At 68.9% G+C, this 24919-nt stretch carries 26 protein-coding genes and 1 tRNA gene; 6 read left to right on the top strand and 21 right to left on the bottom strand.

Translation table 11 applies throughout. From position 1 onward, the window contains the following. Window positions 1–13 precede the first annotated feature (13 nt). Both aroC and D9C15_RS11210 read right to left on the bottom strand, forming a co-directional pair. Complete coding sequence (gene aroC / locus D9C15_RS11215; protein WP_127997529.1) at window positions 14–1114, bottom strand: chorismate synthase; 1101 nt, start codon at window positions 1112–1114, stop codon at window positions 14–16. Between the two features lie 95 nt (window positions 1115–1209). Continuing rightward, window positions 1210–1674, bottom strand: a complete 465-nt coding sequence (locus tag D9C15_RS11210; protein WP_127997528.1) for a CBS domain-containing protein — start codon at window positions 1672–1674, stop codon at window positions 1210–1212. 90 nt (window positions 1675–1764) lie between these two features. Here D9C15_RS11210 and D9C15_RS11205 point away from each other — a divergent pair, with 90 nt between their 5' ends. Genes D9C15_RS11205 through D9C15_RS11190 form a run of 4 tightly spaced genes read left to right on the top strand, consistent with a single transcriptional unit; the run spans window position 1765 to window position 5495 of the window. Beyond that, complete coding sequence (locus D9C15_RS11205) at window positions 1765–3066, top strand: O-acetylhomoserine aminocarboxypropyltransferase (protein ID WP_127997527.1); 1302 nt, start codon at window positions 1765–1767, stop codon at window positions 3064–3066. Beyond that, a complete protein-coding gene (locus D9C15_RS11200; protein ID WP_127997526.1) occupies window positions 3066–3866 on the top strand; it encodes an alpha/beta fold hydrolase in 801 nt (266 codons plus the stop codon). The genes D9C15_RS11205 and D9C15_RS11200 overlap by 1 nt, the downstream gene beginning before the upstream one ends. Before the next feature lie 13 nt (window positions 3867–3879). Continuing rightward, on the top strand, window positions 3880–4209 hold the full coding sequence (locus D9C15_RS11195) for an Mpo1-like protein (RefSeq protein WP_127997525.1): 330 nt from the start codon (window positions 3880–3882) through the stop codon (window positions 4207–4209). Next, window positions 4209–5495 carry a GGDEF domain-containing protein gene (locus tag D9C15_RS11190; protein ID WP_127997524.1) on the top strand — a complete coding sequence of 429 codons (1287 nt, stop codon included), beginning with the start codon at window positions 4209–4211 and terminating at the stop codon, window positions 5493–5495. The genes D9C15_RS11195 and D9C15_RS11190 overlap by 1 nt, the downstream gene beginning before the upstream one ends. Here the strand turns inward: D9C15_RS11190 and D9C15_RS11185 are convergent, their stop codons facing one another. Further along, entirely contained in the window at window positions 5496–6743 is a 1248-nt protein-coding gene (locus tag D9C15_RS11185) for a YihY family inner membrane protein (protein WP_127997523.1), read from the bottom strand. A gap of 22 nt (window positions 6744–6765) precedes the next feature. On the opposite strand from D9C15_RS11185, the gene D9C15_RS11180 reads away from it, so the two are divergent. Together D9C15_RS11180 and D9C15_RS11175 are read left to right on the top strand one after the other, a co-directional pair. After that, window positions 6766–7164 (top strand): DUF2069 domain-containing protein, encoded by a 399-nt coding sequence (locus tag D9C15_RS11180; RefSeq protein ID WP_240668366.1) that lies wholly within the window; start codon window positions 6766–6768, stop codon window positions 7162–7164. Continuing rightward, window positions 7161–8561: an FAD-binding oxidoreductase gene (locus D9C15_RS11175; protein WP_127997521.1), complete on the top strand. Its 1401-nt coding sequence runs from the start codon at window positions 7161–7163 to the stop codon at window positions 8559–8561. Before D9C15_RS11180 ends, D9C15_RS11175 begins: the two co-directional genes overlap by 4 nt. 7 nt (window positions 8562–8568) lie before the next feature. On the opposite strand, the gene D9C15_RS11170 is transcribed toward D9C15_RS11175, so the two are convergent. The 18 genes from D9C15_RS11170 to secG all read right to left on the bottom strand — a co-directional run bounded on the left by D9C15_RS11170 (window position 8569) and on the right by secG (window position 24892). Then, entirely contained in the window at window positions 8569–9000 is a 432-nt protein-coding gene (locus D9C15_RS11170; protein ID WP_127997520.1) for a DUF1178 family protein, read from the bottom strand. Window positions 9001–9025: 25 nt separating this feature from the next. Then, a complete protein-coding gene (locus D9C15_RS11165) occupies window positions 9026–9622 on the bottom strand; it encodes an NUDIX domain-containing protein (protein WP_127997519.1) in 597 nt (198 codons plus the stop codon). A 14-nt stretch (window positions 9623–9636) separates the two neighbouring features. Then, window positions 9637–11118, bottom strand: coding sequence for an NADH-quinone oxidoreductase subunit NuoN (gene nuoN, locus D9C15_RS11160; RefSeq protein WP_127997518.1), 1482 nt, complete (start codon window positions 11116–11118; stop codon window positions 9637–9639). Between the two features lie 12 nt (window positions 11119–11130). Further along, a complete protein-coding gene (locus tag D9C15_RS11155) occupies window positions 11131–12609 on the bottom strand; it encodes an NADH-quinone oxidoreductase subunit M (protein ID WP_127997517.1) in 1479 nt (492 codons plus the stop codon). A 13-nt stretch (window positions 12610–12622) separates the two neighbouring features. Then, window positions 12623–14650, bottom strand: coding sequence for an NADH-quinone oxidoreductase subunit L (gene nuoL, locus D9C15_RS11150; protein ID WP_127997516.1), 2028 nt, complete (start codon window positions 14648–14650; stop codon window positions 12623–12625). 7 nt (window positions 14651–14657) lie between these two features. Continuing rightward, a complete protein-coding gene (gene nuoK / locus D9C15_RS11145; protein WP_127997515.1) occupies window positions 14658–14975 on the bottom strand; it encodes an NADH-quinone oxidoreductase subunit NuoK in 318 nt (105 codons plus the stop codon). After that, a complete protein-coding gene (locus D9C15_RS11140) occupies window positions 14972–15601 on the bottom strand; it encodes an NADH-quinone oxidoreductase subunit J (RefSeq protein WP_127997514.1) in 630 nt (209 codons plus the stop codon). The genes nuoK and D9C15_RS11140 overlap by 4 nt, the downstream gene beginning before the upstream one ends. 43 nt (window positions 15602–15644) lie before the next feature. Next, a complete protein-coding gene (gene nuoI, locus D9C15_RS11135) occupies window positions 15645–16142 on the bottom strand; it encodes an NADH-quinone oxidoreductase subunit NuoI (RefSeq protein WP_112183305.1) in 498 nt (165 codons plus the stop codon). Between the two features lie 10 nt (window positions 16143–16152). Continuing rightward, window positions 16153–17217: an NADH-quinone oxidoreductase subunit NuoH gene (gene nuoH, locus D9C15_RS11130; RefSeq protein ID WP_127997513.1), complete on the bottom strand. Its 1065-nt coding sequence runs from the start codon at window positions 17215–17217 to the stop codon at window positions 16153–16155. Window positions 17218–17230: 13 nt separating this feature from the next. After that, entirely contained in the window at window positions 17231–19555 is a 2325-nt protein-coding gene (gene nuoG / locus D9C15_RS11125) for an NADH-quinone oxidoreductase subunit NuoG (RefSeq protein ID WP_127997512.1), read from the bottom strand. Window positions 19556–19560: 5 nt separating this feature from the next. Next, complete coding sequence (gene nuoF, locus D9C15_RS11120; RefSeq protein ID WP_127997511.1) at window positions 19561–20925, bottom strand: NADH-quinone oxidoreductase subunit NuoF; 1365 nt, start codon at window positions 20923–20925, stop codon at window positions 19561–19563. A 2-nt stretch (window positions 20926–20927) separates the two neighbouring features. Continuing rightward, window positions 20928–21410, bottom strand: coding sequence for an NADH-quinone oxidoreductase subunit NuoE (gene nuoE / locus D9C15_RS11115; protein ID WP_127997510.1), 483 nt, complete (start codon window positions 21408–21410; stop codon window positions 20928–20930). A 7-nt stretch (window positions 21411–21417) separates the two neighbouring features. After that, window positions 21418–22671, bottom strand: coding sequence for an NADH-quinone oxidoreductase subunit D (locus D9C15_RS11110; protein ID WP_127997509.1), 1254 nt, complete (start codon window positions 22669–22671; stop codon window positions 21418–21420). Between the two features lie 85 nt (window positions 22672–22756). Next, window positions 22757–23353, bottom strand: coding sequence for an NADH-quinone oxidoreductase subunit C (locus D9C15_RS11105; RefSeq protein ID WP_127997508.1), 597 nt, complete (start codon window positions 23351–23353; stop codon window positions 22757–22759). A gap of 10 nt (window positions 23354–23363) precedes the next feature. Beyond that, complete coding sequence (locus tag D9C15_RS11100) at window positions 23364–23840, bottom strand: NuoB/complex I 20 kDa subunit family protein (RefSeq protein ID WP_112183298.1); 477 nt, start codon at window positions 23838–23840, stop codon at window positions 23364–23366. Window positions 23841–23855: 15 nt separating this feature from the next. Then, window positions 23856–24215, bottom strand: coding sequence for an NADH-quinone oxidoreductase subunit A (locus D9C15_RS11095; protein WP_127997507.1), 360 nt, complete (start codon window positions 24213–24215; stop codon window positions 23856–23858). Between the two features lie 14 nt (window positions 24216–24229). After that, window positions 24230–24314: transfer RNA gene (locus D9C15_RS11090), tRNA-Leu, on the bottom strand. Window positions 24315–24466: 152 nt separating this feature from the next. Then, complete coding sequence (secG, locus tag D9C15_RS11085; RefSeq protein WP_127997506.1) at window positions 24467–24892, bottom strand: preprotein translocase subunit SecG; 426 nt, start codon at window positions 24890–24892, stop codon at window positions 24467–24469. Window positions 24893–24919 lie beyond the last annotated feature (27 nt).

The raw sequence follows: 24919 nt of genomic DNA, 5'->3' as shown, positions 1-24919 counted from the left end.
ATCCGCGAGCCGTTCAGGCGCGGCGCCCGACGATCGGTGTCATGCCGACGCGGACATCACCGCATTGCGCCCGGTGGCGCAGGGCATGGTCCATCAGCACCAGGGCCAGCATGGCCTCGGCGATCGGCGTGGCGCGGATGCCGACGCAGGGGTCGTGGCGGCCGAAGGTCTCCACCGTGGTCGGCTGGCCGTCGAGGCCCACCGAGCGGCGCGGGCTGCGGATCGAGCTGGTCGGCTTGATCGCGATGGAGACGACGATGTCCTGCCCGGTCGAGATGCCGCCGAGCACGCCGCCGGCGTTGTTGCCGGCGAAGCCCTGCGGCGTCAGTTCGTCGCCGTGTGTCGTGCCGCGCTGCGCCACGCTGGCGAAGCCGGCGCCGATCTCCACGCCCTTGACGGCGTTGATGCCCATCATCGCGTAGGCGATGTCGGCATCGAGCTTGTCGAACAGCGGCTCGCCCAGGCCCACCGGCACGCCGCGCGCCTCGACACGGATGCGCGCGCCGCAGCTGTCGCCGGCCTTGCGCAGCTCGTCCATGTAGCTCTCCAGGCGCGAGATGTCGCTGGCGTTGGCGGCGAAGAACGGGTTCGCGCCGATGTGCTCTTCGCCCTCGAACGGGATCTCGATGTCGCCGATCTGCGTCATCCAGCCGGTGAAGCGCGTGCCGTAGGCCTGCTTCAGCCACTTCCTCGCCACCGCGCCGGCGCCGACCATCGGTGCCGTCAGCCGCGCCGACGAGCGCCCGCCGCCGCGCGGATCGCGCAGGCCGTATTTCTGGTGGTAGGTGTAGTCGGCGTGGCCGGGGCGGAACGTGGCCAGCAGGTTGCCGTAGTCCTTGCTGCGCTGGTCGGTGTTGCGGATCAGCAGGCAGATCGGCGTGCCGGTGGTGCGACCCTCGAACACGCCGGAGAGGATCTCCACCGCGTCGGGCTCGTTGCGCTGGGTCACGTGCCGGCTGGTGCCGGGGCGGCGCCGGTCGAGCTCGGGCTGGATGTCGGCTTCGCTCAGCTCGAGCCCGGGCGGGCAGCCGTCGATCACGCAGCCGATGGCGGGGCCGTGCGACTCGCCGAAGTTGGTGACGCGGAAGAGTTCTCCGAAGGTGCTGCCTGCCATGCAGGCGATTCTAGTTGGCGGCTAGTTCGGCGCCGGGCCGTCCCAAGCCGGACCGCGCCCCTCGGGGGCAGGAGCGAAGCGACTGGGGGGCAGCATCAGTTCGCAGCCGGCTGCGCCGGGCTCTCGTCGACCGGCCAGTCGCGGATGTAGGCCTTGAGCATGCGGTTCTCGAAATCCTGGCTGTCGACCACCGCCTTGGCCACGTCGTAGAAGGAGATCACGCCCATCAGGGTGCGCTGGTCCATCACCGGCATGTAGCGCGCGTGGCGCTCGAGCATCATGCGGCGCACCTCGTCGATCTCGGTCTCGGGCGTGCAGGTCAGCGGGTGGTCGTCCATCACGCTGCGCACGGTGGTCGAGCCGACCGAGCCGCCGTTGCGCACCACGGCCAGGATCACCTCGCGGAAGGTCAGCATGCCGGCCAGTTCGCCGTGATCCATCACCACCAGCGAGCCGATGTCGCGCTCGGCCATGGTGTTGACCGCCTGGGCAAGCGGCTCGTTGGGGGTGACCGTGAACAGCGTCCCGCCCTTGACACGGAGGATGTCGCTGACCTTCATGCTCGTCTCCCAGGGTGCGTCCAAACCAATATAGCCCACAATGATGTGGCAAGACCACCCCCGGGCTTCCCCGGCCAGCCCCGACGCAACATGCCCGGCATCAACGACCCCGGCTTCGACACCCTCGCGCTGCACGCCGGTGCCGCACCCGACCCGGCCACCGGCGCACGCGCGGTGCCGATCCACCTCAGCACCTCGTTCGTGTTCGAGTCCAGCGAGCAAGCCGCCTCGCTGTTCAACCTCGAGCGCGCCGGGCATGTCTACAGCCGCATCTCGAACCCGACCAACGCGGTGCTCGAGGAGCGCGTGGCGGCACTCGAGGGCGGCGTGGGCGCGATCGCCACGGCCAGCGGCCAGGCCGCACTGCACCTGGCGATCGCCACGCTGGCCGGTGCCGGCGCCCACGTGGTGGCCTCGAGCGCGCTGTACGGCGGCTCGCACAACCTGCTGCACTACACGCTGGCGCGCTTCGGCATCGAGACGACATTCGTCAAGCCGCGCAGCCTCGACGCCTGGCGCGCCGCGATCCGGCCGAACACGCGGCTGCTGTTCGGCGAGACGCTCGGCAACCCGGGCCTGGACGTGCTCGACGTGCCGGCCGTGGCGGCGCTCGCGCACGAGCACGGCCTGCCGCTGCTGGTGGACTCGACCTTCACCACGCCCTGGCTGATGCAGCCCTTCGAACACGGTGCGGACCTGCTGTTCCACTCGGCCACCAAGTTCCTCTCCGGCCACGGCACGGTGATCGGCGGCGTACTGGTCGACTCGGGCCGCTTCGACTGGGATGCCTCCGGGCGATTCCCCGAGCTGACGCAGCCCTACGACGGCTTCCACGGCATGGTGTTCAGCGAGGAGAGCACGGTCGGCGCCTTCCTGCTGCGCGCGCGCCGCGAGGGCCTGCGCGACTTCGGCGCCTGCATGAGCCCGCACACGGCCTGGCTGATCCTGCAGGGGCTCGAGACGCTGCCGCTGCGCATGGCACGACACGTGGAGAACACGCGCAAGGTGGTGGGCTTCCTGGCCGCGCATCCGTTCGTCGCGTCGGTGGCCTACCCGGAACTCGAGTCGCATCCGGACCACGCGCTGGCGAAGTCGCTGCTGCCGCGCGGCTGCGGCTCGGTGTTCAGCTTCGACCTGAAGGGCTCTCGCGCCCAGGGCCGCGCCTTCATCGAGGCGCTGAGGATTTTCTCGCACCTGGCCAACGTGGGCGACTGCCGCTCGCTGGTGATCCACCCGGCATCGACCACCCACTTCCGCATGGACGACGCGGCGCTGGCACAGGCGGGCATCGGCCCGGGCACGATCCGGCTGTCGATCGGCCTGGAGGATGCGGACGACTTGCTCGACGACCTGAAGCGGGCGCTGAAGGCGGCCGAGAAGGCGGGGGCCTGATGGAACTGCAGGTCGACGGCCGGCGCGCCTATGCGTACACCGGCGGCAAGCCCTTCGATGCCGCCCTGCCCTGCGTCGTGTTCCTGCACGGCGCGCTGCACGACCACAGCGTGTGGAACCTGCTGGCGCGCTGGTGCGCGCACCATGGCCACGCGGTGCTGGCGGTCGACGAACCCGGCCACGGCCGCAGCGCCGGGCCGCCGCTCGCCAGCGTCGAGGCGCTGGCCGACTGGACACTCGCGCTGCTCGACGCCGCCGGCGTGGCCGGCGCCACGCTGGTCGGGCACAGCCTCGGATCGCTGATCGGCCTGGAGGCCGCCGCCCGCGCGCCGCAGCGCATCACGCGGCTGGTGATGATCGGCACCGCGTTCCCGATGAAGGTCTCGGACGCGCTGCTGGATGCCGCGCGCGAGCAGCCGCTGCGGGCGATCGACATGGTCAACGCGTTCTCGTTCTCCGGCCTCGCCGCCAAGCCCTCGTTCCCCGGCCCGGGCATGTGGCTGCACGGCAGCAACCGCGCATTGATGCGACGCATCCAGGCTGGGCTGACCGACCTGAACCTGTTCGAGCGCGACTTCCGGATCTGCGACGCCTACGGCAACGGCCTGCAGGCCGCCGCGCAGGTGCGCTGCCCGGTGCACTGCGTGCTGGGCGAGCGCGACCAGATGACCAGCCCGCGCTCGGGCCGTGCGCTGGCGACGGCGCTGAAGGCCACGCTGCACGAGTTGCCGGCCGGGCATTCACTGATGGCCGAGTCGCCGGACGGCGTGTTGAATGTGCTGCGCCAGGCCCTTGCCTGACGGAGGGTCCGCGATGAACGCCACCGGCAGCGCCATCGATCCGAAGAGCTTCACGAGCTTCGCCGAGTTCTATCCCTTCTACCTGGGCGAGCATGCCAACCGCAGCTGCCGGCGGCTGCATTTCCTCGGCTCGACGCTGGCCCTGGTGTGCCTGGCGCTGCTGGTGGTCACCGGCCGCCCGCTGTACCTGCTGCTGGGCCTGGTGGCCGGCTACGGCTGCGCCTGGATCGGCCACTTCGTGTTCGAGAAGAACCGGCCCGCCTCGTTCAAGCGCCCGCTGTACAGCTTTCTCGGCGACTGGGTGATGTACAAGGACATCTGGACCGGCCGCATCCCCTTCTGATGAGCGAGCAACCCGCGCCGGCGCCGGTCAGTGCGATCGAGCGCCTCGTCGACGTCGTCGCGCTGCCGATCGGCCGCTGGGACCGCGACGCCCGGCTGGTGTTCTGCAACCCGCCCTACCAGGGGTGGGCGGCGCGGCCGCGCGAGGCACTGCTTGGCCGCACGCTCGCCGAGCTGTTCGGGGCCGAGGCCTGGGAACGTGCGCGCCCGGCCTTCGAGCTCGCCTTCGCCGGCCAGACCACCCACTACGAGCGCCGCCTGAACCACGGCGCGCATGGCGGCCGCTGGGCACGCATCCAGGTGTTCCCCGACGTCGACGCGAGCGGCAGCGTGGACAGCATCTTCACGATCGCCACCGACATCCACGAGGACGTCACCGCGCGCGAGGCGCTGATCGCCGCGCGCCAGCGCCTGGACCGCTTCACCGAGAACATCCCGTACCCGCTGACCTACCTCGACGCCGGCTGCGTGATCCGCTTCGTCAACAAGGCCTACTGCGAGGCCACCCACATGACGCCCGAGCAGCTGGTCGGGCGCCACATCGGCGCGGTGCGCGGCATGCGCCGCTGGTCCGAGCACGAGCCGCACTTCCGGCGCGCGCTGGAGGGCAAGACGGTGCAGTACACCCGACTCGTCGCCGAGCTGCCGCAGGGCCCGCGCTGGATGCGCACCAGCTACGTGCCCGACCGCGATGCCGAGGGCCGCGTGGTCGGGCTCTATACCGTGACCATCGACGTGCACGACCTGACGGTCGCGCAGGAGCAGCTGCGCCGCAGCGTGGAGCGCGACGCGCTGACCGACGTGCTGAGCCGCCGCACGATGATGGACCGCATCGAGGCCGCGCTGGTCGACGCGGTGCAGGTGCCGGTGGCGCTGTTCTTCATCGACCTGGACGGCTTCAAGGCGGTCAACGACCGGCTCGGCCACCGCGAGGGCGACGCACTGCTGGTGCGCGTGGCGCAGGCGCTGCAGGGGAGCGTCCGCGCCGACGACGCGGTCGGCCGCTTCGGCGGCGACGAGTTCCTGGTGCTGGCCAGCGTGCGCAGCCCGGCCGGGGCGCGTGCACTGGCGCTGCACATGCTGACCGCGCTGCGCCAGGTGGCGGCGCAGGAGGGCGGCGGCGTCACCGCGAGCATCGGCTACGCGATCGCGCCGCTGGACGCGCAGCACCCGATGAAGCTGCTGCAGGCGGCCGACGACGCGATGTACGCCGCCAAGCGCCTGGGCAAGGACCGGGTCCAGCACGGCGCGCTGCCGGCCCAGCGCAGCGATTCGCCGGCTGGCTGATCAGGGCAGCAGCAACTCGGCGAGCGTCATGCGGTCCAGCCCGGTGCGCTGGCGCAGGCCGGCCAGCGCCGGCAGCGGCTCGATCAGCAGCCGCGCCAGCAGCGGCTCGGCGGCGGTCGCGGCCGGCTCGCACAGCAGCACGAAGCGCGCCGCGCCGCCTTCGTCGAGCCGGCCGACCCAGTCCAGCGCCACCAGCGTGTCGACCACCGTCTCCACCTGCAGCGGATCGATGCGCAGCGACTCGGCGACCGCCTCCAGCGCCAGGCCGCGGCCCTCGTGACTGCGCGCCGACTGCAGCGCGCGCAGCACCTGCACCGCCAGCGCCAGGCGCGCGCCGGGGCTGTCGGGCCAGCGCTTGACGCCCATCTGCAGGCTCGGCGCGTAGGCCGCCACCACCGCGCCGAGCAGCACGATCACCCAGCCGAGGTAGATCCAGACCAGGAAGATCGGCACCGTGGCAAAGGCGCCGTAGACCACCGAGAAGGTCGGCACCTGACCGATGTACCAGGCCAGCAGCTTCTTCGCCACCTCGAAGCCGGCCGAGACGAACACCCCGCCGGCGATCGCGTGGCGCCAGCGCACGTGGGTGTTGGGCACGTAGTGGAACAGCCCGGCCATCGCGGCGGCGAACAGCACGAACTCGATCAGGTTCAGCAGCAGGCTCACGCCGCCCGGCAGCGCGCCGATCAGCCCGCGCGAGGCGGTGATAGCCACCGAGGTCAGGCTCAGGCTGACGCCCAGCGCCAGCGGGCCGAGCGTGGCCGCGGCCCAGTAGACCAGCACGCGCTGCGCGATCGGCCGCGCGGTGCGCACGCGCCAGATGGCGTTGAGCGCCCGGTCGATGGTCAGCATCAGCGCCAGCGCGGCCAGCACCAGAAACACCAGGCCCACGGTGCCGAGCCGGTTCGCCTTGGAGGCGAACTGCGTCAGCGCCTGCAGCACTGGCCGCGCGATGTTCTCCGGCACCAGGTTCTGCAGGAAGTACTTCTGCAGCGCGTCCTCGAAGGACGAGAACATCGGGAAGGCGGAGAACAGCGCCAGCATCACCGTGACCAGCGGTACCAGCGAGATCAGCGTGGTGAAGGTCAGGCTGCTGGCGGTCAGGCCGAGGCGGTCTTCGCGGAAGCGCTGCCGCAGCGTGGCCAGCGTGTCGAGCCAGGGCCAGTGCTGCAGCGTCTGCAGCAGCTCGGCCAGACGGTCCTGCCAGCGCTGGGCCAGGCGGGCCTTCAGCGGGGTCGGGAGATTCATCGATGGCATGATAGCCAGCGACATGACCACGCCCCCGCCCGCCGCCCTGCCCACCCCCGTCGTGTGGACCCGCGCGCTCGCGGTGACCGGTCTGCTCGGCCTGATCGTGCTCGGCCTGGCCTGGGAGCTGTGGCTCGCACCCACCGGCAACCGCACGCTGGCGCTGAAGGTGCTGCCGCTGACCGTCCCGCTGGCCGGCCTGCTGAAGAACAAGCTCTACACCTACCGCTGGGTCAGCCTGTTCGTCTGGCTCTACTTCATCGAGGGCGTGGTGCGGGCCAGCGGCGACCGCGGCCTGTCCGCGCAGCTCGCACTGGTGGAGATCGCGCTGTGCCTGCTGCTGTTCGCGGCCAGCGCGATGCACGTGCACTGGCGCCTGACGCAGGCGAAGCGGCATGCCGCGCCGGGGGCGGCGCCGTGAGCCTGGAGGAACGCCTGCGCGGGCTGGTCGGCGCGGCCCACGTGCTCACCGAAGGCGACCTGAGCGCCTACGAGCAGGACTGGCGGCGTCGCTTTCGCGGCCGCGCCCGCGCCGTGGTGCGGCCGGGCTCGACGGCCGAGGTGGCCGCCGTGGTGCTCGCCTGCGCCGAGGCCGGCGCGGCGCTCGTGCCGCAGGGCGGCAACACCGGCCTGGTGGGCGCCTCGGTGCCGGACGCCAGCGGCACGCAGGTGCTGCTGAGCCTGCAGCGCCTGAACCGGGTGCGCGGCATCGACCGCGCCAACCTGACGCTGACGGCAGAGGCCGGCTGCATCCTGCAGCTGGTGCAGCAGTCCGCGCGCGAGGCCGGCCTGCTGTTCCCGCTCAGCCTGGCCGCCGAGGGCAGCTGCACCATCGGCGGCAACCTGGCCACCAACGCCGGCGGCACCCAGGTGCTGCGCTACGGCAATGCGCGCGAGCTGTGCCTGGGCCTGGAGGTGGTGACGGCCGAGGGCGAGGTCTGGGACGGCCTGTCGGGCCTGCGCAAGGACAACACCGGCTACGACCTGCGCGACCTGTTCATCGGCAGCGAAGGCACGCTGGGCATCATCACCGCCGCCACGCTGAAGCTGCACCCGCTGCCCGCGGCCCGCACCACCGCGCTGGCCACGCTCGCGACGCTCGAGCAGGCCGTGGCCCTGCTCGGCCTGGCGCAGCAGCGCCTCGGCGCCGCGCTGACCGGCTTCGAGGTGATGAACCGCTTCTCGCTCGAGCTGGTGCGCACGCATTTCCCGCAGCTCGCCCAGCCGCTCGCGCCGGCGCCCTGGACGGTGCTGCTGGAGCAGTCCGACGAGGAGAGCGAGTCGCACGCGACGCTGCGTTTCGAGGCGCTGCTGGAGTCCGCCTTCGAGCAGGGAATGATCGACGATGCGGCGCTGGCCAGCAACCTCGAGCAGGCGCACGCGATGTGGCACCTGCGCGAATCGATCCCGCTGGCGCAGAGCCAGGAGGGGCTGAACATCAAGCACGACATCTCGGTGCCGGTGTCGCACATCCCGGCCTTCGTGGCGGCGACCGACGCCGCGCTGGCGCGTGCCGTGCCCGGCGTGCGGCTGGTGGACTTCGGCCACCTGGGCGACGGCAACCTGCACTACAACGTGCAGGCGCCGGTCGGGCTGGCGCCCGAGGCCTTCCTGCGCGAGCGTGAACACGAGGTCAACCGCATCGTCTACGACGCGGTGAGCGCGCATGGCGGCTCGATCTCCGCCGAGCACGGCATCGGCGCGCTCAAGCGCGAGGAACTGGCGCAGCGCAAGTCGCCGGTGGCCCTGAAGCTGATGCGCGCGATCAAGCAGGCGCTCGATCCGCACGGCCGCATGAACCCCGGCCGGCTGCTCTGAGCCGGCGTTACTGCAGTGTGCCCTTGAGCGCCGGCAGCGACGGGAAGGCCATCACCTCGATGCCCTCGTCGCGCAGCGACTGGGCGTCTTCGGGCGACGCACGGCCGCGGATGGCACGCTCCTCGACCTCGCCGTAGTGGATGCGGCGCGCTTCCTCGGGGAAGCGCTCGCCGACGTCCTCGCTGTGCTCGACCATGTGACGCAGCGCCTTCAGCCAGGCCGCCTGCATCGCGGGAGTCTTCTCGGGGGACGCCGGCGCGGGCTCGCGCGGCGTGGAGACGTTCAGGTGCGGCGCGCTCGGCAGCCGGTCGATGGCGCGGTCGCCGCAGACCGGGCACTCGACCAGCGAGCGCTCGCGCTGGGACTCGAACTCCTCGCCGGAGGCGAACCAGCCCTCGAAGCGGTGATCGTGAGCACAGCGCAGGTTCAGCACCTTCATGCCCCGCATTATGGGGCGGCGTGCCTTACGGCGCGCTTTGCCAGTCGATGGCCCAGCGCCCGGCGCGCCAATTCTGCAACCACAGCAGCCCGAACAGGGTCTTGGTATCGCTGACGCGGCCGGCGGCGCACAGCGCGTCGAGCTCGTCGACGCTCAGTAGGGTGACCTCGAGGAACTCGCCGTCGTCGAGCCTGGCGCCGTCGTGTCGCAGGCCGCGGGCGAACCAGACCTCGATCACCTCGCTCGAGTATGCGATCGCGTTGCGGATCACCCCGATGCGTGCCCACTGCGCGGCGCGGTAGCCGGTTTCCTCGAGCAGCTCGCGCTGCGCGCAGAAGAACGGCGATTCGCCCGGGTCGATCTTGCCGGCCGGAAACTCGAGCATCACCTGGCCGACCGGATAACGCCACTGGCGTTCCATCACCAAGCGACCATCGTCGAGGATCGGCACCACCATCACCGCACCGTCGTGCTTGATGTACTCGCGCGTGGCCTGCGAGCCGTCGGGCAGGCGCACGGTGTCGCGCCGCACGTCGAGCAGGCGTCCGCGGAACACCTGCTCGAAGCCGACGCCGACCTCGCGCAGGTGGGCGTCGATGTCGTCGTCCTCCGGCGCGCCCATGCAATCGCCGGGAGTCAGGTGCCCAGCGCCTTGACGATGGCCTGCGCGCACAGCGTCATCAGGCCGCCGGGCAGCAGTCCGAAGGCGAGGATCGCCACGCCGTTGAGCGACAGCAGCGTGCGCACCTCGCCGGTGCTGCCGATGGGCGTCATATCGGTCGGCTCGTCGAAGTACATCACCTTCACCACGCGCAGGTAGTAGAAGGCCGCCACCAGCGACAGCAGCACCGCGATCACCGCGAGCCAGATGTAGGACGCGAGGTTGGTCGACACCAGCGCCTGCAGCACCGCGAGCTTGGCGTAGAAGCCCACCGTCGGCGGGATGCCGGCCAGCGAGAACATGAAGATCGCCATCACCGCGGCGTACCAGGGGCTGCGCTTGGCGAGGCCCTTCAGGTCGTCGATCTGCTCGGACTCGAAGCCGCTGCGCGCCAGCAGCATCACCACGCCGAAGGTGCCCAGCGTGGTGAACACGTAGGCGAGCACGTAGAACATCGCCGAGCTGTAGCCGTTGGCGGCCGACAGCGTGTTGCCCGAGACGACCGTGGGCGTGAGGCCCAGCAGCATGAAGCCCATCTGGCCGATCGTGGAGTAGGCCAGCATGCGCTTGAGGTTGCTCTGCGCGATGGCGGCCAGGTTGCCGATCACCAGCGAGCAGACCGCCAGCACGATCAGCATCTGCTGCCAGTCCTCGGCCACGCCGGACATGCCCTCCACCAGCAGCCGGATGGTGATGCCGAAGGCCGCCAGCTTGGGCGCGCCGGCCACCAGCAGCGTGACCGCCGTCGGCGCGCCCTGGTAGACGTCCGGGATCCACATGTGGAACGGCACCGCACCGAGCTTGAAGGCCAGCCCGGAGACCACGAACACCACGCCCAGCACCAGCACGGCCTTGTTGATCTGGCCGGTGGCGATGGCCTTGAAGACCTCGCCGATGTCGAGCGACTGGGTCGCGCCGTACATCATCGACAGCCCGTAGAGCAGGAAGCCGCTGGCCAGCGCGCCGAGCACGAAGTACTTCATCGCCGCCTCGGTGGCCGGGGCGTGGTCGCGGCGCAGCGCGACCAGCGCGTACAGCGACAGCGACATCAGCTCCAGGCCGAGGTAGACCACCAGGAAGTTGTTGGCCGAGACCATCACCTGGATGCCCAGCAGCGACAGCATGTTCAGGGTGATCAGCTCGCCCTTGAGCATGTCGCGCTGCTCGGCATAGGGACGCGCGTAGGCGAGCGAGACCATCGCCGCCAGCGTGGCGAAGAAGGCGAGCAAATGACCCATCGGATCCGCCACCACCATGCGCTGCATCGCGTAGACCGTCTCGCCGGCGTCGAAGCGCTGCAGGTGCAGCCACGCCACCACCGCCAGCGAGGCCTGTGCCAGCAGGTAGGTGGGCAGGCGGCGCGGGTGCGTCACCCACAGGTCGACCATCGCGACGACCAGCGCCGCGCACAGCAGCACGATCTCGGGGGCGACGGCGTGCCAGTTCATTGCATCCATGTCTCGTCTCTCTCAGGGCGCCAGCTTGGGCTGCTTGACGTGCTCGAGCAGCTGGGTCACCGAGACCTGCATCACGTCGGTGAACGGCTTCGGGTAGACGCCCATCCACAGCACGGCCACCGCGAGGATCGCCATCATCACGAACTCGCGCGCGTTCAGGTCGGTCAGCGCCTTGACGTGCTCGTTGGCCACCGCACCGAAGTAGACCCGCTTGACCATCCACAGGTTGTACGCGGCCCCGAGGATCAGCGCGGTGGCGGCCAGGAAGGCGAGCCAGAAGCCGGCCTTCACCGTGGCGAGGATCACCATCCACTCGCCGATGAAGCCGCTGGTGCCCGGCAGGCCACTGTTGGCCATCGCGAAGAACACGGCGAAGGCGGCGAAGGTGGGCATGGTGTTGACCACGCCGCCGTAGCTCGCGATCTCGCGCGAGTGCACCCGGTCGTACAGCACGCCGATGCACAGGAACATCGCGCCGGAGATGAAGCCGTGCGAGATCATCTGCACGATGCCGCCGGCCACGCCGAGCTCGCTGAAGATGAAGAAGCCCAGCGTGCAGAAGCCCATGTGGGCGATCGACGAGTAGGCGACCAGCTTCTTCATGTCCTGCTGGACCATCGCCACGAGGCCGATGTAGATCACCGCGATGAGCGACAGCGCGATGATGAACCAGGCCCACTCGCGGCTCGCGTCCGGCGCGATCGGCAGCGAGAAGCGCAGGAAGCCGTAGGCGCCGAGCTTCAGCATGATCGCCGCCAGCACCACCGAGCCGCCGGTGGGCGCCTCGACGTGGGCGTCGGGCAGCCAGGTGTGCACCGGCCACATCGGCACCTTCACCGCGAAGGCGAGGAAGAAGGCGAAGAACAGCAGCGTCTGCGCGGTGGCCGGCAGAGGCAGCCGGTGCCAGGCCTGGATGTCGAAGCTGCCGCCGGACTTGAAGTAGAGGTAGGCCAGCGCCACCAGCATCAGCAGCGAGCCGGCCAGCGTGTAGAGGAAGAACTTGAAGGCCGCGTAGACGCGCCGCGGGCCGCCCCAGATGCCGATGATGATGTACATCGGGATCAGCGTCGCCTCGAAGAACACGTAGAACAGCAGCCCGTCGAGCGCGCTGAACACGCCGACCATGATGCCCGAGAGGATCAGGAACGCGCCCATGTACTGGTTGACGCGCTCCTCGATCACCTCCCAGGCCGAGATCACGACGATCACCGTGATGAACGCCGTGAGCGGCACGAACCACATCGACAGCCCGTCGACGCCGAGGTGGTACTTGACGTTGAAGCGCTCGATCCAGGGCAGCGACTCCTCGAACTGCATCGCTGCGGTGGAGGTGTCGAAGCCGGTGATCAGCGGCAGCGTGACGAGGAAGCTCGCGAACGCGCCCACCAGCGCCATCCAGCGCACCGCGGTGGCGTTCCGATCGCGTCCCAGCGCGAGCAGCAGGACGCCGCAGGCGATCGGCAGCCAGATGGCGAGGCTCAGGAGACCCATGGTTGTTGTGTGGTTAGCGAACGATCAGGTGGCCGAGGTAGGGCCACAGCTGCCAGGTCATCAGCGCGATCACGCCGACGATCATCACGAGGGCGTACCAGTACAGGTAGCCGGTCTGGAGCAGGCGGGTCAGCGAGGCGATGCCGCCCACCGCCTTGGCCGAGCCGTCGATCACGACGCCGTCGATCAGGCCGACGTCGCCGCCCTTCCACAGACCTCGGCCGAGCGCGCGCGCCGCGGGGGCGATCAGGTTCTCGTTGATCCAGTCCATGTAGTACTTGTTCTCGAGGACCGTGACGACCGGCTTGAAGGTGCGCGCGATCGCCGCCGGGATCTCCGGCTTGACCAGGTAGAACACATAGGCGACGACGACCCCCGCCAGCGCCAGCCAGAACGGCAGCGTGCTCAGGCCATGCAGCGCCATCGCCGCCGCGCCGTGGAAGCCCTCGGCGAGTTCGGCCATCGCGGGGTGGGCCTGCGCGTTGACGAAGATCGAGTCCTTGAAGAACTCGCCGTAGAGCATCGGGCCGATGGTCAGGTAGCCGATCACCACCGACGGGATCGCCAGCAGCAGCAGCGGCGCGGTGACGACCCAGGGCGACTCGTGCGGATCGTGGTGCTCGCCGTGCCCGTGGTCGTCGTGGTGGTCGTGCTCGCCCGGGAAGGGCTTGTCGTGGAAGCGCTCCTTGCCGTGGAAGACGAGGAAGTACATCCGGAAGGAGTAGAACGCGGTGACGAACACGCCGGCCACCACCGCGAAGTAGGCGAAGCCCGAGCCCGGCAGGTGCGAGGCGTGCACCGCCTCGATGATGCTGTCCTTGCTGTAGAAGCCGGCGAACAGCGGCGTGCCGATCAGCGCCAGCGAGCCCAGCAGCGAGGTGATCCAGGTGATGGGCATGTACTTGCGCAGTCCGCCCATGTTGCGGATGTCCTGGTCGTGGTGCATGCCGATGATCACCGAGCCGGCCGCCAGGAACAGCAGTGCCTTGAAGAAGGCATGCGTCATCAGGTGGAACACCGCCACCGAGTAGGCCGAGACGCCCAGCGCCACCGTCATGTAGCCGAGCTGCGAGAGCGTCGAGTACGCCACCACGCGCTTGATGTCGTTCTGGATGATGCCGAGGAAGCCCATGAACAGCGCCGTGATCGCGCCGATGGTCATCACGAACGACAGCGCCGTGTCGGACAGCTCGAACAGCGGCGACATGCGCGCCACCATGAAGATGCCCGCGGTCACCATCGTCGCGGCGTGGATCAGCGCGGAGATCGGCGTCGGGCCTTCCATCGAGTCGGGCAGCCAGACGTGCAGCGGGAACTGCGCGCTCTTGCCCATGGCGCCGATGAACAGGCAGATGCAGGTGGCGGTGATCAGCGCCCAGCCGGTGCCGGGCATCGTGATCGCGGCCAGTTCGTTCGCCTTGGCGAAGGTCTCGGCGTAGTTCAGCGTGCCGGCGTAGGTGACGATCAGGCCGATGCCGAGGATGAAGCCGAAGTCGCCGACCCGGTTGACGAGGAAGGCCTTCAGGTTGGCGAAGATCGCGGTCGGCTTGGTGTACCAGAAGCCGATCAGCAGGTAGGAGACCAGGCCCACCGCCTCCCAGCCGAAGAACAGCTGCAGGAAGTTGTTGCTCATCACGAGCATCAACATCGAGAAGGTGAACAGCGAGATGTAGGAGAAGAAGCGCTGGTAGCCCGGGTCCTCCTCCATGTAGCCGATGGTGTAGATGTGCACCATCAGCGACACGAAGGTCACCACGCACATCATCATCGCGGTCAGGCCGTCGACCAGGAAGCCGATCTCCATCTTCAGCCCGCCGACGACCATCCACTCGTAGATGGTGGCGTTGAAGCGCGCGCCGTCGACGGCGACGCTCTTGAGCACCATCGCCGAGATGACGAACGCGATCGCCACGCCGAGGATGGTGGCCAGGTGCGCGCCGCGCCGGCCGATCCACTTGCCGAAGAAGCCGGCCAGCACCGCGCCGGCCAGCGGCGCCAGCGGCACCGCGACGAGCAGGTTGGGGGAAAGGGTTGCTGCCATGGGGTGCTCAGCCCTTCAGCGTGTCGAGCTCGTCGACGTTGATCGTGGAACGGTTGCGGAACAGCACCACCAGGATGGCCAGGCCGATCGCCGATTCGGCGGCGGCCACGGTCAGGATGAAGAACACGAACACCTGGCCGGCCATGTCGCCGAGGTAGTGCGAGAACGCGACGAAGTTCAGGTTGACCGCCAGCAGCATCAGCTCGATGGCCATCAGCAGCACAATCAGGTTCTTTCGATTCAGGAAGATGCCGATCACCGACAGCGCGAACAGGATCGCGCCGAGCGACAGGTAATGGCCGAGCGTGACGGCTCCGAGGGTCATTTCTGCTCTCCCGCCGCGCTGGCGGCCGCCGGCGCCTCGACCGTGGGTTTCATAGGCACGAGGCGCACACGACCGGCCTTCTTCGCCTTGACCTGTTCGGCCGGGTCGATGTACTTGGAATCCTTGCGCTTGCGCAGCGTCAGCGCGATCGCCGCGATGATCGCCACCAGCAGCAGCACCGCCGCGATCTGCAGCGGGTACAGGTACTGGGTGTAGATCTCGATGCCCAGCAGCTTGGTGTTGCCGAGCTTGGCGGCCGCCGCATCGGGCACCGGCGCCTGGCGCACGTCGAAGCCGGGGATCAGCACCAGCGCCATCTCGAGCGCGATGACGACGCCGATCGCCGCGGCGAGCGGGAAGTGCTTCCAGAAGCCGGCGCGCATCGAGTCGACGTTGATGTCGAGCATCATCACGACGAACAGGAACAGCACCATCACCGCGCCGACGTAGACGAGCACCAGCGAGATCGCCAGGAACTCGGCGCGCAGCAGCATCCAGACGCAGGCGGCGTTGAAGAACGCGAGCACCAGGTACAGCGCGGCATAGACCGGGCTGCGCGCGGTGATCACGCGGAAGGCCGCGAACAGCAGCACGGCCGAGAAGATGTAGAAGAGCGCGGTTTGCATCGTATTTTTCCTGCCGGGCGCGGGGAACGCGCGCCGGCTGCTCTCAGCGGTAGCGCGCGTCCGCGGCCTTGCGGGCCGCGATCTCGGCTTCGTAGCGGTCCCCCACCGCCAGCAGCATGTCCTTGGTGAAGTACAGGTCGCCCCGCTTCTCGCCGTGGTACTCGAAGATGTGCGTCTCGACGATCGAGTCGACCGGGCAGCTCTCCTCGCAGAAGCCGCAGAAGATGCACTTGGTCAGGTCGATGTCGTAGCGCGTCGTGCGGCGCGAGCCGTCGGCGCGCACGTCGCTCTCGATCGTGATGGCCATCGCCGGGCAGACCGCCTCGCACAGCTTGCAGGCGATGCAGCGCTCCTCGCCGTTCTCGTAGCGGCGCAGCGCGTGCAGGCCGCGGAAGCGGGGGCTGAGCGGCGTCTTCTCTTCCGGGAACTGGATGGTGATCTTGCGCTGGAAGAAGTGCCGCCCGGTGAGCTTGAAGCCCTTGAGCAGCTCCAGCAGGAAGAAGCTGGAGACGAAGTCCTTGAGGGTGCTTGCGGAAGCCATGGTGGGTGCCTTACTTCCAGATGTTCCAGGGCGACTGGATCCACAGGCCCACGACCACCAGCCACACCAGCGTCACCGGGATGAAGATCTTCCAGCCCAGGCGCATGATCTGGTCGTAGCGGTAGCGCGGGAAGCTGGCCCGCACCCACAGGAACAGGGTGCACAGGCAGAAGGTCTTGAAGCCGAGCCAGATCCAGCCCGGGATCCAGTTGAACAGCGCGCTGTCGATCGGCGGGAGCCAGCCGCCCAGGAACATGATCGCAGCCAGCGTCGAGACCAGGATGATGTTGGCGTACTCGGCCAGGAAGAACATCGCGAAGGACATGCCCGAGTACTCGACCATGTGCCCGGCGACGATCTCCGACTCGCCCTCCACCACGTCGAACGGATGGCGGTTCGTCTCGGCGATGCCGGCGATGATGTAGACGCCGAAGATCGGCAGCAGCGGCAGCCAGTTCCACGACAGGAAGTTCAGCCCCATGTGGGCGAACATGCCGCGCGACTGGCCCATCACGATGTCGGTCATGTTCAGCGAGGCCGACACCATCAGCACCACGACCAGCGCGAAGCCCATTGCGATCTCGTAGCTCACCATCTGCGCCGAGGCGCGCAGCGCGCCGAGGAAGGCGTACTTCGAGTTCGAGCCCCAGCCGGCGATGATCACGCCGTACACCTCCATCGAGGTGATCGCCATCAGGAACAGCAGGCCGGCGTTGATGTTGGCCAGCGCCACCTCGGGGCCGAAGGGGATCACCGCCCAGGCGGCGAGCGCCGGCATGATGGTCATCACCGGGCCGAGCAGGAACAGGTTCTTGTTGGCCGCCGTCGGCAGGATGATCTCCTTGAAGATCAGCTTGACGGCATCGGCGATGGGCTGCAGCAGGCCCTTGGGGCCGACGCGGTTCGGGCCGGGGCGGATCTGGCTCCAGCCGATCGCCTTGCGCTCCCACAGCGTCAGGTAGGCGACGCAGATCATCAGCGGCAGCACGACCGCGACGATCTTGACCAGCGTCCAGACCACCGGCCAGGCCGGGCCGAGCACGGCGCTGCCGAAGGAGGTGACGGTGTCGAGCATCGTGGCGCCTCCCTCAGGCCTTCTCGACGCTGACGGCGCCGAACATCGCGCCGAGCGTGGCCGTCAGCGGGTGTCCGGCGCTGACGTGGATGGTGTTGGCGGCCAGCGTCGGGTCGAGCCGCGCGCCCAGCACGGCGCTCGCGCCACCCTGGGAGACGCGCACCCGGCCGCCCTCGCCCAGGCCGAGTTGCGCCCACAGCGCCGCCGGCAGGCCGGCGACCGGCGGCCGCGCGTCGGCGGTGGCCTGCAGCGGGCCGGCGCGCCGCACCAGCGCGTCGGTGCAGTAGATCGGCACGTCGGCGATGCGCTCGAGGCCGCCCGTCGGCAGCGCGGGGGAACCCGGCCGGGCCGTGTTGTCGATGCGCGCGCCCAGCGCGGCGAGATCACCCAGCGCTTCGGCGCGCACCGCTTCGGAGGTCTCGTAATCGAAGCCCTTCAGCCCGAGCAGGTTGCCCAGCACGCGCAGCACCTTCCAGCCCGGACGCGTCTCGCCGCGCGGCTTGACGACACCGAAGAAGCTCTGCGCGCGGCCCTCGGCGTTGACGAAGGTTCCCGAGGTCTCGCTGAACGGGGCGATCGGCAGCAGCACGTCGGCCAGGTCGATCACGCCGCCCTTGAACGCACTCAGCGCAACGACCATCTCGGCGCCCTCGAGCGCCGCCTTCGCGGCGGCCGCATCGGCCGCATCGGCCAGCGGTTCCACGTTCAGCAGCAGCGCCGCCTTCAGCCCGCCTTGCGGCGACAGCATCCGGCCGGCATCCAGCCCACCCGCGCCCGGCAGCGCATTGACCAGCTGTGCGCCGACACTGTTGGCCGCCTCGCCGAGCACGCCCACGCTGGCACCGGTCTGCGCGGCGATCCAGTTCGCCAGGCCGAGCAGCACGCCGGCCTGCGGGTGCTGCACGGCCGCGTTGCCCAGCAGCACGGCCTTGCGTTCGCCGGACAGCAGCGCGGCGGCGATGGTCTTGGCGGCATCCGTCGCCGTGCCGGCGGCCGGCGCCGCGGCGCCGGTGGACGCAGCGATGGCCGTGGCGATGTCCGCCAGCGCCTGCACCCAGGCAGAGGGTGCGGCCACCAGCGAGGAGGCGACCGGCATCGCCCAGTCGGGCTGCAACGCATGCACGCTGTGCACCTGCGCGCCCTTGCGCACCGCCTGGCGGATGCGCTGCGCGAACAGCGGGTGGTCCTTGCGCAGGAAGGAGCCGACCACCAGCACACGCTGCAGGGTCGACAGCGCGGCGACCGGCAGCCCGAGCCCGCGCGCCTTGCCGGCCGGCGCGGGCTGGGAGAAGTCGGCGTGGCGCAGGCGGTGGTCGATGTTCTCGCTGCCCAGGCCGCGCACCAGCTTGGCGAGCAGGTGCAGTTCCTCGGCCGTGCTGTGCGGCGAGGCCAGGCCGCCGATGGCCTTGGCGCCATGGTCGACCTTGATCTGCGTGAGGCCGCGCGCCACGTATTCGAGCGCGGTGGTCCATTCGACCGTCTTCCACTGCCCGCCCTGCTTGAGCATCGGCGCGGTGAGGCGGTCGTCCGAATCGAGCGCGGTGTACGAGAAGCGGTCGCGGTCGGCGATCCAGCACTCGTTGACCTCCTCGTTCTCGAGCGGCAGCACGCGCATCACCTGGTTCGCCTTGACCTGCACGATCAGGTTGGCGCCGGTGCTGTCGTGCGGGCTGACGCTCTTGCGGCGCGAGAGCTCCCAGGTGCGCGCGCTGTAGCGGAACGGCTTGCTGGTGAGCGCACCGACCGGGCACAGGTCGATCATGTTGCCGGAGAGCTCGGAGTCGACCGTCTCGCCGACCACCGTGGTGATCTCGGAGTGCTCGCCGCGGTTGATCATGCCCAGCTCCATCACGCCGGCCACCTCCTGGCCGAAGCGCACGCAGCGGGTGCAGTGGATGCAGCGGCTCATCTCCTCCATCGAGATCAGCGGGCCGACGTCCTTGTGGAAGACGACGCGCTTCTCTTCCTGGTAGCGCGAGGCGGAGCCGCCGTAGCCGACGGCCAGGTCCTGCAGCTGGCACTCGCCGCCCTGGTCGCAGATCGGGCAGTCCAGCGGGTGGTTGATGAGCAGGAACTCCATCACCGACTGCTGGGCCTTGATCGCCTTGTCGCTCTTGGTGCGGACGATCATTCCCTGCGTCACCGGCGTGGCGCAGGCGGGCATGGGCTTGGGCGCCTTCTCGACGTCGACCAGGCACATGCGGCAGTTGGCCGCGATCGAGAGCTTCTTGTGGTAGCAGAAGTGCGGGATGTAGGTGCCCGCCGCGTCGGCCGCATGCATCACCATGCTGCCTTCGGGCACGCTGACCTTCTTGCCGTCGAGTTCGAGTTCGATCATGGTGTTCAGGCTGCGACGGCGACCTTCGCGGCCGGCGCGCCGACCTTCGGCGTCTTGTGTTCGATCAGGTGCACGAACTCGTCGCGGAAGTGCTTGATCATGGCGCGCACCGGCATCGCGGCGGCGTCGCCGAGCGCGCAGATGGTGCGACCCTGGATGTTGTCGGCCACCGAGTTCAGCAGGTCCAGGTCTTCCTTGCGCCCCTGGCCGTTGGCGATGCGCTCGATCACGCGGTGCATCCAGCCGGTGCCTTCGCGGCACGGCGTGCACTGGCCGCAGCTCTCGTGTGCGTAGAAGTACGACAGGCGCAGCAGCGACTTGACCATGCAGCGCGAATCGTCCATCACGATCACCGCGCCGGAGCCGAGCATCGAGCCGGCCTTGGCGATGCTGTCGTAGTCCATCGTGCAGTCCATCATGATGGAGGCAGGCAGCACGGGGGCGGACGATCCGCCCGGGATCACCGCCTTCAGCGTGCGGCCGGTGCGCACGCCGCCGGCGAGCTCGAGCAGCTTCGAGAACGGCGTGCCGAGCGGGACCTCGTAGTTGCCCGGGCGGTTGACGTCGCCCGAGACCGAGAAGATCTTGGTGCCGCCGTTGTTCGGCTTGCCGATCTCGAGATAGGGTTGGCCGCCGTGGCGGATGATCCACGGCACCGCAGCGAAGGTCTCGGTGTTGTTGATCGTGGTCGGCTTGCCGTACAGGCCGAAGCTCGCCGGGAACGGCGGCTTGAAGCGCGGCTGGCCCTTCTTGCCCTCGAGCGACTCGAGCAGCGCCGTCTCCTCGCCGCAGATGTAGGCGCCGAAGCCGTGCGAGGCGTGCAGCTGGAAGCTGAAGGCCGAGCCGAGGATGTTGTTGCCGAGGTAACCCGCGGCACGCGCCTCTTCGAGCGCGGCCTCGAAGCGATCGTAGACCTCGAAGATCTCGCCGTGGATGTAGTTGTAGCCGGTCGCGATGCCCATCGCGTACGCCGCGATCGCCATGCCTTCGATGACGATGTGCGGGTTGAACATCAGGATGTCGCGGTCCTTGCAGGTGCCCGGCTCGCCTTCGTCGGAATTGCAGACGAGGTACTTCGGGCCCGGGAAGGCACGCGGCATGAAGCTCCACTTCAGGCCGGTGGGGAAACCCGCGCCGCCACGGCCGCGCAGGCCGGAGAGCTTGACCTCGGCGATCACCTGCTCGGGCGTCATTCCCGCGCCGCCGTCCTGGCCGAGGATCTTGCGCAGCGCCTGGTAGCCGCCGCGCGCCTCGTAGTCCTTCAGCGACCAGTTGCGGCCGTTCAGGTCGGCATAGATCTGCGCGCCGAGGTGGCGGCCGTGGAAGCAGGTCTCGGCGCCGGTGGACTGGAATTTCGACAGGTCGAGCATGCTCAGGCCTTCTTCAGGGTGTCGACCAGATCGTCGAGCCGCTTCTCGTCCATGAAGCTGCACATCTGGCGGTCGTTGACCAGCAGCACCGGCGAGTCGGCGCAGGCGCCCAGGCACTCGCTCTTCTGCAGGGTGAACAGGCCGTCGGCCGTGGTGCCGCCCTCCTCCACGCCGAGACGCTTGCACAGGTGCTCGAGCGCGGTCTGGCCGTCGCGCAGCTGGCACGGCAGGTTGGTGCAGACGTTCAGCTTGAACTTGCCGACCGGCTGCTGGTTGTACATGTTGTAGAAGGTGGTGACCTCGTGCACCGCGATCGCCGGCATGCCGAGGTAGTCGGCCACCTTCTGCTCGCTCTCGGTGGAGACCCAGCCCTGCTCCTGCTGCACGATGGCCAGGCAGGCCATCACGGCGGACTGCTTCTGGTCCGCGGGGTACTTGGCCACTTCCTTCGCGAAGCGGGCCAGCGTGGCGTCACTCAAGCTCATCGATCGTTCACCTGTCGATTTCGCCGAACACGATGTCCATGGTGCCGATCACCGCCACGGCGTCGGCGATCATGTGGCCGCGCGCCATCTCGTCGAGCGCCGCCAGGTGGACGAAGCCGGGGGCGCGGATCTTCAACCGGTAGGGCTTGTTGGCACCGTCGCTCACCAGGTAGATGCCGAACTCGCCCTTCGGGTGCTCCACCGCCGCGTAGGCCTCGCCTTCGGGCACGTGGAAGCCCTCGGTGAAGAGCTTGAAGTGGTGGATCAGCTCTTCCATGCTGGACTTCATGCCCAGGCGCGAGGGCGGCGCCACCTTGTGGTTGTCGGTGATCACCGGGCCGGGGTTGGCACGCAGCCAGTCGACGCACTGCTTGATGATGCGGTTGGACTGGCGCATCTCCTCGACACGCACGAGGTAGCGGTCGTACGTGTCGCCGTTGACGCCGACCGGCACGTCGAAATCCATCGCCGCGTAGACGTCGTAGGGCTGGTTCTTGCGCAGGTCCCACTCGATGCCCGAGCCGCGCAGCATGGCCCCGGTGAAGCCGAGGTTCAGCGCGCGCTCCGGCGAGACCACCCCGATGCCCACGGTGCGCTGCTTCCAGATGCGGTTGTCGGTCAGCAGGGTCTCGTACTCGTCGACGTAGGTCGGGAAGCGCTTGGTGAAGTCGTCGATGAAGTCGAGCAGCGAACCCTGGCGGTTCTCGTTCAGCCGGGCGATCGCCTTGGCGTTGCGGATCCTGCTCGCCTGGTACTGCGGCATCTCGTCCGGCAGGTCGCGGTAGACACCGCCCGGGCGGAAGTAGGCGGCGTGCATGCGCGCGCCCGACGCCGCCTCGTACATGTCGAACAGGTCCTCGCGCTCGCGGAAGCAGTAGATGAAGATGTTCATCGCACCGCAGTCCAGGCCGTGGCAGCCGAGCCAGAGCAGGTGGTTGAGCAGCCGGGTGATCTCGCTGAACATCACGCGGATGTACTGCGCGCGCTGCGGCACCTCGATGCCCAGCAGCTTCTCGATGGCCAGGCAGTAGGCGTGCTCGTTGCACATCATGGACACGTAGTCGAGACGGTCCATGTAGGGCAGCGACTGGATGAAGGTCTTGCTCTCGGCCAGCTTCTCGGTGGCGCGGTGCAGCAGGCCGATGTGCGGGTCGGCGCGCTGGATGACCTCGCCGTCGAGCTCGAGCACGAGGCGCAGCACGCCGTGCGCGGCCGGGTGCTGCGGGCCGAAGTTCAGGGTGTAGTTCTTGATCTCGGCCATGGCTAGGCTTCCCGCCGGGCCGCCCCAAGGGAGGCCTGCGCCCCCTCGGGGGGTAGCGAACGAATGTGAGCTTGGGGGCTGTTCATCAGTGCAACCCGCCGTAGTTGTCTTCGCGGACGACACGCGGCGTGATCTCGCGCGGCTCGATCGTCACCGGCTGATAGATCACGCGCTGCTGCTCGGGGTCGTAGCGCATCTCGACATGGCCCGAGGTCGGGAAGTCCTTGCGGAACGGGTGGCCGATGAAGCCGTAGTCCGTCAGGATGCGGCGCAGGTCGAGGTGGCCTTCGAAGACGATGCCGTAGAGATCGAAGGCCTCGCGCTCGAACCAGTTCGCCGCGCTCCACACCTCGGTGAGCGACTTCACCAGCGGCAGCTCGTCGTCGGGGCAGAACACCTTCAGCCGCACGCGCCAGTTCTTCGCCACCGACAGCAGGTGCGTGACGACGCAGAAGCGCGGGCCTTCCCAGGGCTGGTCCTTCCAGCTCGAGTAGTCCATGCCGCACAGGTCGATCAGCTGCTCGAACTGCAGCTCCGGGTGGTCGCGCAGCGTGCGGGCGGCCTCGGGGTAGTTGAGCGCGCTGACGGTGACGGTGATCTCGCCGCGGTCGCGCACCAGCTTGTCCAGCCGCGCGCCGAGCGCGGATTCCAGGGCCGCCTGGAGCGTGTCGAGTCTGCTCATGTTCTTGTGCTTAGCGAGCGATGGTGTTCTCGCGCCGGATCTTCGCCTGCAGCTGCAGCACGCCGTAGAGCAGCGCCTCGGCGGTGGGCGGGCAGCCGGGTACGTAGACGTCCACCGGCACGATGCGGTCGCAGCCGCGCACCACCGAGTAGCTGTAGTGGTAGTAGCCGCCGCCGTTGGCGCAGGAGCCCATGCTCAGCACCCAGCGCGGCTCGGCCATCTGGTCGTAGACCTTGCGCAGCGCCGGCGCCATCTTGTTGCACAGCGTGCCGGCCACGATCATCAGGTCGCTCTGCCGCGGGCTCGGGCGGAACAGCATGCCGAAGCGGTCGATGTCGTAGCGCGCCGCGCCGGCATGCATCATCTCCACCGCGCAGCAGGCGAGGCCGAAGGTCATCGGCCACAGCGAGCCCGTCTTGGACCAGTTGATCAGCGTGTCCAGGCTCGTCGTGACGAAGCCTTCCTTCAGAACGCCTTCGATGCCCATCTCGGTGCTCGCGTCTTATTCCCAGTCCAGGGCGCCCTTTTTCCACTCGTAGACGAAGCCCACGACGAGGATGCCCAGGAAGATCATCATGGCCCAGAAGCCTGACGCGCCGATTTCATTCAGCGACACGGCCCAGGGGAAGAGGAACGCGATCTCGAGGTCGAACAGGATGAAGAGGATCGCGACGAGGTAGTAGCGCACGTCGAACTTCATGCGCGCGTCCTCGAAGGCCTCGAAGCCGCATTCGTAGGGGGAGTTCTTCGCGGTGTCCGGCCGGCGCGGGCCGAGCAGGAAGCCCAGCACCTGCGGTGCCACCCCCACTCCGACGCCGACCAGGATGAACAGGATGACGGGGAGGTAGGGTTCCAGAGTCATGGAGGGCGCGGTTCTGGTGCCGACGGCGAGACTCGAACTCGCACAGCTTTCGCCACTACCCCCTCAAGATAGCGTGTCTACCAATTTCACCACGTCGGCGGTGTGTACCACTTGGCCCGGATCGCGTGAGGATTGGCTCACCGGACAGCCCGAGATTCTAACCACAAACCCTCGGCTTCCCGAGGGATTCGCTGCACCGCAGCAACTGCGTCAGCGCCCAGCAAGGCGGGCGCGCACGGCCCGCAGGAGGCTCATTTCGCGGGCACCGCGCCCGCGCCGGAGGACGCCGCGGGTGCAGGCGCCGGCGCCGGCACTGCGGCCGGCGCCGTGGCACTCGCCGCGCCGGGGATCAGCGCCGCGCCGGTGGCCGGGGCACTGGCCGGCGCGCCGACCGCGGGCTTGTCGAGCACGCTGCCACCACCTTCGCTGCGCGTGGCACGGCCATCCGAGTGGAACGCCAGCGCCAGCGTGCAGGCGAAGAAGATCGCCGCGCACACCGCCGTCGAGCGCGACAGGAAGTTCGCGCTGCCGGTGGCGCCGAACAGGCTGCCCGAGGCGCCGCTGCCGAAGGACGCGCCCATGTCCGCGCCCTTGCCGTGCTGGATCAGCACCAGGCCGATCATCACCAGGGCGGTGATGATCTGCACCGCCACCACCACATTCATCAACAGGTTCATTCTTCTGGACTCCGGAAGGGAAACTCG

This window comes from Piscinibacter defluvii (assembly GCF_004011805.1).
In the GTDB taxonomy this organism is placed as follows: Bacteria; Pseudomonadota; Gammaproteobacteria; order Burkholderiales; family Burkholderiaceae_C; genus Piscinibacter; species Piscinibacter defluvii.
This window is presented reverse-complemented; position numbering and strand designations above follow the sequence as displayed.

Coding starts and splice junctions, on each gene's coding strand:
- aroC (WP_127997529.1), bottom strand. CDS start 1,114: ATGGCAGGCAGCACCTTCGGAGAACTCTTCCGCGTCACCAACTTCGGC.
- D9C15_RS11210 (WP_127997528.1), bottom strand. CDS start 1,674: ATGAAGGTCAGCGACATCCTCCGTGTCAAGGGCGGGACGCTGTTCACG.
- D9C15_RS11205 (WP_127997527.1), top strand. CDS start 1,765: ATGCCCGGCATCAACGACCCCGGCTTCGACACCCTCGCGCTGCACGCC.
- D9C15_RS11200 (WP_127997526.1), top strand. CDS start 3,066: ATGGAACTGCAGGTCGACGGCCGGCGCGCCTATGCGTACACCGGCGGC.
- D9C15_RS11195 (WP_127997525.1), top strand. CDS start 3,880: ATGAACGCCACCGGCAGCGCCATCGATCCGAAGAGCTTCACGAGCTTC.
- D9C15_RS11190 (WP_127997524.1), top strand. CDS start 4,209: ATGAGCGAGCAACCCGCGCCGGCGCCGGTCAGTGCGATCGAGCGCCTC.
- D9C15_RS11185 (WP_127997523.1), bottom strand. CDS start 6,743: ATGAATCTCCCGACCCCGCTGAAGGCCCGCCTGGCCCAGCGCTGGCAG.
- D9C15_RS11180 (WP_240668366.1), top strand. CDS start 6,766: ATGACCACGCCCCCGCCCGCCGCCCTGCCCACCCCCGTCGTGTGGACC.
- D9C15_RS11170 (WP_127997520.1), bottom strand. CDS start 9,000: ATGAAGGTGCTGAACCTGCGCTGTGCTCACGATCACCGCTTCGAGGGC.
- D9C15_RS11165 (WP_127997519.1), bottom strand. CDS start 9,622: ATGGGCGCGCCGGAGGACGACGACATCGACGCCCACCTGCGCGAGGTC.
- nuoN (WP_127997518.1), bottom strand. CDS start 11,118: ATGGATGCAATGAACTGGCACGCCGTCGCCCCCGAGATCGTGCTGCTG.
- D9C15_RS11155 (WP_127997517.1), bottom strand. CDS start 12,609: ATGGGTCTCCTGAGCCTCGCCATCTGGCTGCCGATCGCCTGCGGCGTC.
- nuoL (WP_127997516.1), bottom strand. CDS start 14,650: ATGGCAGCAACCCTTTCCCCCAACCTGCTCGTCGCGGTGCCGCTGGCG.
- nuoK (WP_127997515.1), bottom strand. CDS start 14,975: ATGACCCTCGGAGCCGTCACGCTCGGCCATTACCTGTCGCTCGGCGCG.
- D9C15_RS11140 (WP_127997514.1), bottom strand. CDS start 15,601: ATGCAAACCGCGCTCTTCTACATCTTCTCGGCCGTGCTGCTGTTCGCG.
- nuoI (WP_112183305.1), bottom strand. CDS start 16,142: ATGGCTTCCGCAAGCACCCTCAAGGACTTCGTCTCCAGCTTCTTCCTG.
- nuoH (WP_127997513.1), bottom strand. CDS start 17,217: ATGCTCGACACCGTCACCTCCTTCGGCAGCGCCGTGCTCGGCCCGGCC.
- nuoG (WP_127997512.1), bottom strand. CDS start 19,555: ATGATCGAACTCGAACTCGACGGCAAGAAGGTCAGCGTGCCCGAAGGC.
- nuoF (WP_127997511.1), bottom strand. CDS start 20,925: ATGCTCGACCTGTCGAAATTCCAGTCCACCGGCGCCGAGACCTGCTTC.
- nuoE (WP_127997510.1), bottom strand. CDS start 21,410: ATGAGCTTGAGTGACGCCACGCTGGCCCGCTTCGCGAAGGAAGTGGCC.
- D9C15_RS11110 (WP_127997509.1), bottom strand. CDS start 22,671: ATGGCCGAGATCAAGAACTACACCCTGAACTTCGGCCCGCAGCACCCG.
- D9C15_RS11105 (WP_127997508.1), bottom strand. CDS start 23,353: ATGAGCAGACTCGACACGCTCCAGGCGGCCCTGGAATCCGCGCTCGGC.
- D9C15_RS11100 (WP_112183298.1), bottom strand. CDS start 23,840: ATGGGCATCGAAGGCGTTCTGAAGGAAGGCTTCGTCACGACGAGCCTG.
- D9C15_RS11095 (WP_127997507.1), bottom strand. CDS start 24,215: ATGACTCTGGAACCCTACCTCCCCGTCATCCTGTTCATCCTGGTCGGC.
- secG (WP_127997506.1), bottom strand. CDS start 24,892: ATGAACCTGTTGATGAATGTGGTGGTGGCGGTGCAGATCATCACCGCC.